This is a genomic window from Ferroplasma sp. Type II, assembly GCF_000496155.1.
Genome location: NZ_KI542695.1, coordinates 1 through 6,645, shown reverse-complemented (window position 1 = coordinate 6,645; position 6,645 = coordinate 1). Strand labels below are relative to the sequence as shown.

Annotated in this window: 6 protein-coding genes and 1 pseudogene; 5 read left to right on the top strand and 2 right to left on the bottom strand. The window is 39.4% G+C overall.

The genetic code is table 11. The features are described 5' to 3' along the window. Together AMDU4_RS02860 and AMDU4_RS02855 are read left to right on the top strand one after the other, a co-directional pair. A pseudogene (locus tag AMDU4_RS02860) lies at window positions 1-477 on the top strand (NAD(P)/FAD-dependent oxidoreductase); the annotation flags it as partial. A 42-nt stretch (window positions 478-519) separates the two neighbouring features. Next, window positions 520-876, top strand: coding sequence for a DsrE/DsrF/TusD sulfur relay family protein (locus AMDU4_RS02855; RefSeq protein ID WP_021786480.1), 357 nt, complete (start codon window positions 520-522; stop codon window positions 874-876). Window positions 877-1,325: 449 nt separating this feature from the next. Here AMDU4_RS02855 and AMDU4_RS02850 read toward each other — a convergent pair whose 3' ends face one another. Further along, entirely contained in the window at window positions 1,326-2,096 is a 771-nt protein-coding gene (locus AMDU4_RS02850) for a methyltransferase domain-containing protein (protein WP_021786479.1), read from the bottom strand. 205 nt (window positions 2,097-2,301) lie between these two features. Between AMDU4_RS02850 and AMDU4_RS02845 the strand changes: the two genes are divergently transcribed. From AMDU4_RS02845 to AMDU4_RS02835, 3 genes are all read left to right on the top strand, one after another. Then, window positions 2,302-3,111, top strand: a complete 810-nt coding sequence (locus tag AMDU4_RS02845) for a TrmB family transcriptional regulator (RefSeq protein WP_021786478.1) — start codon at window positions 2,302-2,304, stop codon at window positions 3,109-3,111. Between the two features lie 371 nt (window positions 3,112-3,482). Further along, window positions 3,483-3,851, top strand: coding sequence for a heavy metal-binding domain-containing protein (locus tag AMDU4_RS02840; RefSeq protein ID WP_021786477.1), 369 nt, complete (start codon window positions 3,483-3,485; stop codon window positions 3,849-3,851). 22 nt (window positions 3,852-3,873) lie between these two features. Continuing rightward, window positions 3,874-4,563 carry a hypothetical protein gene (locus AMDU4_RS02835; RefSeq protein ID WP_021786476.1) on the top strand — a complete coding sequence of 230 codons (690 nt, stop codon included), beginning with the start codon at window positions 3,874-3,876 and terminating at the stop codon, window positions 4,561-4,563. 1,437 nt (window positions 4,564-6,000) lie between these two features. Here AMDU4_RS02835 and AMDU4_RS02830 read toward each other — a convergent pair. Continuing rightward, a partial coding sequence (locus AMDU4_RS02830) for an ATP-binding protein (RefSeq protein ID WP_021786475.1) occupies window positions 6,001-6,645 on the bottom strand: 645 nt, incomplete at its 5' end.

The window sequence follows — 6,645 nt, the reverse complement described above, 5'->3', positions numbered from 1 at the left end:
AGATCTTGTCTTCGAAGTGGTGACACCATGGATTATGATCTTCTTTTTTCTGTTCCACCGCACGCAGCACCGGAGCCGGTAATGAAGGCTGACATGACCGATTCCACTGGATGGATTCCGGTTAATGTGAAAAATCTTGAGACAAAATTTCCCGGCGTCTTTGCGATTGGAGATGTTGCTTCGATCCCCACCCCAAAGGGTTATGTGCCGTATCTCCCAAAGGCAGGGGTATTCGCTCATGGCCAGGCAAAGGTTGTTGCAAACAATATCGCCAAAACAATAGTAGGAAACGGGAAAAAGAAAGAATGGGATGGGGATGGTGCGTGCTTCCTGGAAACTGGACATGGGAAGAGCGCTTTTATGGAAGGAAAATTCTTAGAAGAACCGAAGCCGCTCATAGACTTCAGGGAACCTAGCAGTATGTGGCATGTTCAGAAGGTTGCATTCGAAAAATACTGGATGAGGCACTGGTTCTAATGTTTCCTAAACTGAAGTATAAGAATGGGGTTGTGATGTAGGATGAAAGAGATATTGTTTATTCTGAATGAACCACCATATGGCTCCGAAAAGATTTATAATGCACTTCGTCTGGCACTGGCAATTGTGAGGAAACAGGATAGTGAGACGATACATATTTTTCTTTTCGGTGATTCTGTTCTGGGAGCAAAAAGGTCGCAGAAGGTGGCACAGGGGTATTATAATTTAGAAACAATGCTGAAAGGTTTGGCAGCGCGGGGCGTGAAGATCAGTGCCTGCGGAACCTGTATGGACGCAAGAGGGATGAAGGATGAGGAACTGATCGATGGGATAGAGCGGGGATCTATGGATCAGCTTAGCGACTGGACTTTGTGGGCCGAGAAGGTTCTAGTTTTCTAGGCCAAATGCAGGTACTGTAGTGTTATTCTAGCATTAAAATGAGTTTTGTAGGGTGAAATTCTCATTCTGAACATGTGTAAAGGCTGGTATTGTTTCATTATTTTCTTCGACTTTCCATAATCATATATAAGGGGACGTGGAAACTCTTAAAACCATATATAGAGAACATCTCATGGTTATTTGCAATTGTTAACTCAAATAATAAGCCTTCATTAGTGAAATAGCCCATAATTGTTTGTTCATAATAAAATAGTGGATCTGTCTGGATTTGATTAAAGTTTTTAAGAGAATGCTTCCCAAATACCATATCATTGATAAAGGAAATGGGCTGCTGTCAACCAACCTATTGTAGCGAGTGTTATTTTTGATCATTAGATCCTCCCAGTTGCAAGCTCTATCGCTTTACCTCTGAGTAGTTAACCGCAGACTATGCTAAAATTAGTGGAGAGTTATTTGTATCCCCTTATGGTTAAGCTGTACATTTCAATACTTTTTTCTTTGGTGTCAAGATTGCCGTAATTCTGTCTGGCCAGTTCTTCGATATTTGTGAAACCTGCTTTCTTTATGATTTGGAGGTATTCATCTACCTGGGAGGCACCGGAGACGCAACTGGAGAATAGCTCTATGTCATTTCTTAATTCCTGTGGAATAATATCTGCACTTACAACATCAGATATTACGAACCTGCCATGAGGTTTTAGAATCCTATAAACTTCATTGAACACCTTTTGTTTATCTGGTGCGAGTGCCAGAACACAGTTGCTGATTACCAGCGTAGCATAGTTATCAGGAAGTGGGATATCCTCTATATCCCCCTTGACTAATGTAATTGTATCCTCCAGACCCGTAGTTTTGACGTTCTCGTTTGCCCTCGAGATCATTTCCTCTGACAGGTCCACTCCAACCACCTTGCCTGATGCTCCCGCCTTCGCTGCTGCCCTTATACAATCGAGGCCAGCACCCGAGCCCAGATCAACTACTATATCACCTTCTCCTACAGATGAAAGTCCAACAGGGTTCCCACAGCCAAAAGATTGAGATTCGATAACTCCTATTGATCCTTCTGTAGAGCGTGATGTGTCTCCGCAGCAGCTACCTGTTACGGCTTCTGTGTTTTTTGATGCACCTGTTCCCGGTGAGCAGCAGGAGGAACCACCAGAATTTGCGGAAATTCTGTCCGAATATCTTTTTACAACAGCCTCTTTTAAATTTTCTTTCATATTACCACTTATTCTTGGTAGTAGTAAGTATATATATTAGGATTTCCTTATAACAACTACTAGTGGAGGATAGGTCAACTACATATTGTTGAAGTTGTGGGTTTGTTCCATGAGGAACTGATAAAATAGAGCAGGAAATTGATGTTCAATGCCCAATTTTTCCCATATCTAAGGGGTTGAGTATCCTTAAGAGGAGTTGAATGAAATGACAAAAACGAATCATATAGACACGATCGGTTATTCTTCCCTAATGGAAGGGGTCTTGCCAAAGATGTTAGAGATAGGAATCCCTCTGAATGAGGGGAGGATTTATCTTGCTTTACTCCTGGAGCCTTCCATACCAGCCTCCAGATTATGCGAGATCACTGGCATTCCAGATTCAAAGATTTATAGTATTCTGGAAAGCGCCACGAAGTTGAATATGGTAGAAGTGCAGTACGGCTTGCCTAAGACCTATAGGGCAACGGCTCCAGCACCTTTGATTATGCAAGTGAAATCTGCACTGAAAAGCAGGTATGAAAATGGAATCAGGGTGGGTGAAAGTGTAGAGGCTCAACTTCAGGAAGTCTGGACAAATGTAAATAAGAATGCCGCTAATGAAAATGGTTTAGAAATAGCTTATGTTGTAAAGGGTGTAGTAAATATAGTTTCAAAAATGAAAGAAATGATATTTGTAGCCAGGCGTGATGTAATGATAATATTGCCGAGTTTAAATTTATTTGCTTCTATCCATGAGCAATTAGTGGAAGCGAAGTCGAGAGGCGTACATATCAGGATTGCAATGCCTCAGAAGGATTTGACCAAGATTTCCTCAGAGACTAATGCTTTCGATATTTCTATCCTGTCTCAGCAATGTTGTGATACGTGGTTGCTGGTAGCCGATGGTCGCCTTTTGACGGTCTCTAAGGGGGCATCAGAACATGAAACATCTGCAATTCTCACAAAGGACAGGGTTCTGGTCCAGATGTCAGAAGCATATTTTGAGAATCCATCATGTTGCTTTAGAGCACTTTAATGGTTGCATATTAATGAATGCTTACTGAAACTACAAATTTGTTTGTGATATTAGGATAAATTTTCAAGATGTGGGAATGGACAGGATGAAGTTGCAACATATGGTTAAGACATGAGAAATCCAATCCACATTTTGAATAACATCTCCACGGCATAAAGAAATGGTTATGAATCCGGTGATTATGGCATATGGTATCTTGTTTGGAAAGTGACATCCTCCCCAAGCTAACGCATGGGGCTTCCCGCTTATATGTTAAAAAATTATTTCCTATGTAAATCAGTCCTGTAATTTATACATTCTTTAAATATAATTAGAAAGTTTTAATACTACAGAATATATAATATTTATAAGATTAAAAATGAGGTGTTAAAATGACGGAGGAAAGTGGAGTTATTATGGTGACGATGAATTATGTGCCAGGCAAAAATATAACAAAAGTAATAGGTACAATATGGGGAATAACAGTCAGAAGCAGAGGTATTGGCGGCAATATAATGGCAGGGCTAAGGTCTCTCGGTGGAGGGGAGATAAAAGAATACTCCAAAATGCTTTCGGACGCCAGAAACACTGCAATGGACAGATTAAGAGACTCAGCTAAACAGCTTGGTGCAAATGCGGTCATAGAGTTAAGATTTGACTCTTCCGACATTGGTCAGGTAATGACGGAAATTGTGGCTTATGGGACGGCTGTGATTGTAGAAGACGCTTCAGGAACAGCAGAGAGGGTCACTCTCTCATAAAATATTTAGTTGGCGGTGGAAATTGACCCCGAAAAGCGATAATACGGGATCCTATGCAATCAAGGGGGTAGGCCTGGGCATATTGTATATGATTGTTGCATTGATTGGACAGCAATTTGTGCAGTCAATGCCAGCTATTATTTTTCTATTCTACCATGGTTTTAACGTTTCATCACTGTTAACTCTCTATCCTAAACTAATCGTAAGAAATTATATTCTTTATTCAATATTCATAGGGATCGTTGCCGGTGTATTTCAGGAAGGTTCAACTTACATTGCTGTGGATACAAGAAAGAAAAACGTTGCTATATATATCGGGGTTGGGTTTGCGGTAGTTGACATAGCTGTTCTTCTTGCCGAAATGCTATTTTACAGAAAACCTATTTCCAGTTTCCAGTCATTAATTATTTTTCTCAATGTTATATCTCCCTTGCTGTTTCACCCAGGAACTGCAACGTTTATGAAATGGGGCAGACTGGTTGATAAAGGAAAGTTGACGCTCCTCCTGAGTATTTTTATACATTCCATTGTGGATGGGGGGTTAGTTTATACCGATTTTTACATTATTTTCCATCCTTCTTTATACCATATTTCTGTCTATGAATACTGGTCTATGGTAATGATATTATCAGTAGGCATATTCATAGCAGGTACCATGCTGTTAAGAAGTGTTGAGGATATAGAGATGCCTCCTGAACCCGTTGTTTATTGATCAATCATATTGGATTGATTTTTCACGGGCATTTACAGACAAAATTCAGATATTCCTACATTACCATATCAGGATTCTATGTATAGATTCATGAAATTAACTATTTTGACTTAAGTTCCGCATGACAATCATTATCAGTGTAAGATGATGAAGACTTGTTTTAAAGTATTCCCGTAACATNTCAGATAATTATGTATGTGCACATTTACGGATCTGAGGATATGGATGGCCCATGCTTTTGAGAACATCCGATGCTTCTATGCTCTCCGATTATATATACAGTTCCCTATTCCCAACTGTTATGGGAACAACATCCAGATAATTCAGGCTCCTGCTTTCAAGACTCATAGAAAAGAAAGTGAAAATCAAAATATCAGAGGGAAGACGAATTCTCTCATACCTGAAGGTTACGCCTGTTCGCTTTGGGTCAGGGGTTGTGTCATGATCAGGTCAGAATCAGAACAAGCACTGGATCTCCTCAATCAGATGAGCATTCCATACCCGGAGAGAATCCTGGATGGTGCACGGACAAAAAAGAGTTAAATTCGACAGAGAAGGCAATGATATACTGCTTGAGCATGCATTCTCACAAAAATTAAACTGCGGAACTCAAGTTTGAAGTCTCGTTACAAGATTTCTTATACACTTCACCATAGCCGGAAAGTATTATCTGGGCTGGATGTTCCATGATTTTTTTTGGATTCCTCAGAGATCAGAGTAGCGCCATACATTACCCTGGAATCCTACCCGATTCTTACATTTCCAACAAGAGTTGCGTTGGGTGCCACAAAAGCCGATTTATCTATTACAGGTACTGTTCCACGATTTTTTATTATCATGAACTATTATACAAGAAATATTAAAGCATTACCCTGACAAATATTTTCCCTGATTTGGGTGTACTGGCTCTGTCAGCATTTCCTTCATGGAATCAATTGTCCTTACCAGAACTCTTTCTCCAAGTCCCTTATATTTGTCGATAAGCTCCCTGTTGGGGTAATTATTATAACTCTGAGATTCGTGCCTGCTATTCTTTCCTTCAAGTTTTCCATGCTGTGCTTCAAACCCGTCTAGATTTCGACAATTAAGAAATCAGTCCCTAAGTCGAATGCTCCTCTCTCCAGTGGTAGATATCCTGTTATGGTTATACAAAGCTCATTCAGGATGTCAACTGCCTGGCTCTGTATGGTTGTATGCAAGTTGGACAAATTCGAACTTTTTAGTAGTACATAACGACCGGCTTGCCATCAATGAGGTGTTTCACCCTGCCAATCTCTTCGTTATTTTTCAGCTCTTCAAGAACGGTCTGTATCTTCTCTTTTCGCCAACGTTTCCAGAAATATTGCCGCATCGAGAGTTTTTGGTAAAGTTTTTAGTTAAAATATTTCGGATCATTAAGATAGTGGGATATTATTGCATCTTATTGCTAATATAGTATCATATATCACGTTCTATCATCCATTTCCAAACAGGTTTAGCTATTATGTGCTTTCCATCAATTGTGAATTTATCTTCTTGGTCAAATGTGAGTATCAATCCCTCTGACAAATTAAATTTTTTGACAGCCTCAAGAAGCCCATAGAATTCTCTCTGTTTGTTCTCTTCATTTAACTCATATGAGACCTGTATTGCGGCTTTTATCTTATTTTGTTCTTTTATTAAGAAATCGCATTCTCCTTTTCCTTTAAAGTAGAATATCTCTTTGTATTTCCTACGGAGATGCAGGAATACAGAATTTTCAAGCATCCTCCCAAAATCTGAAGAAAACGGTACTGAATTAGAACTGGAAAGGCCGTTATCTATAGAGTATACTTTTTTAGCATTAATTAACTGTTTTTTAAATGAGTAATCAAATTTCGGCACAGTAAACAGCAGATAGCTGTCTTCAAAATATGAAACAAATGCTATTGCAGTATTTACCGAACCGAGGTTAAACATTTTTTTAAGGCTATTATATGAAAACTCTTTGCCTACATTGGTAAGGAGGTACAGTGCAATAGTCTTCACTATCTTCGAATCGCGCAATTTGTGTCTTACTACAATGTCTCTTTGTATTATATCCATTAATAATTCACGTAATAT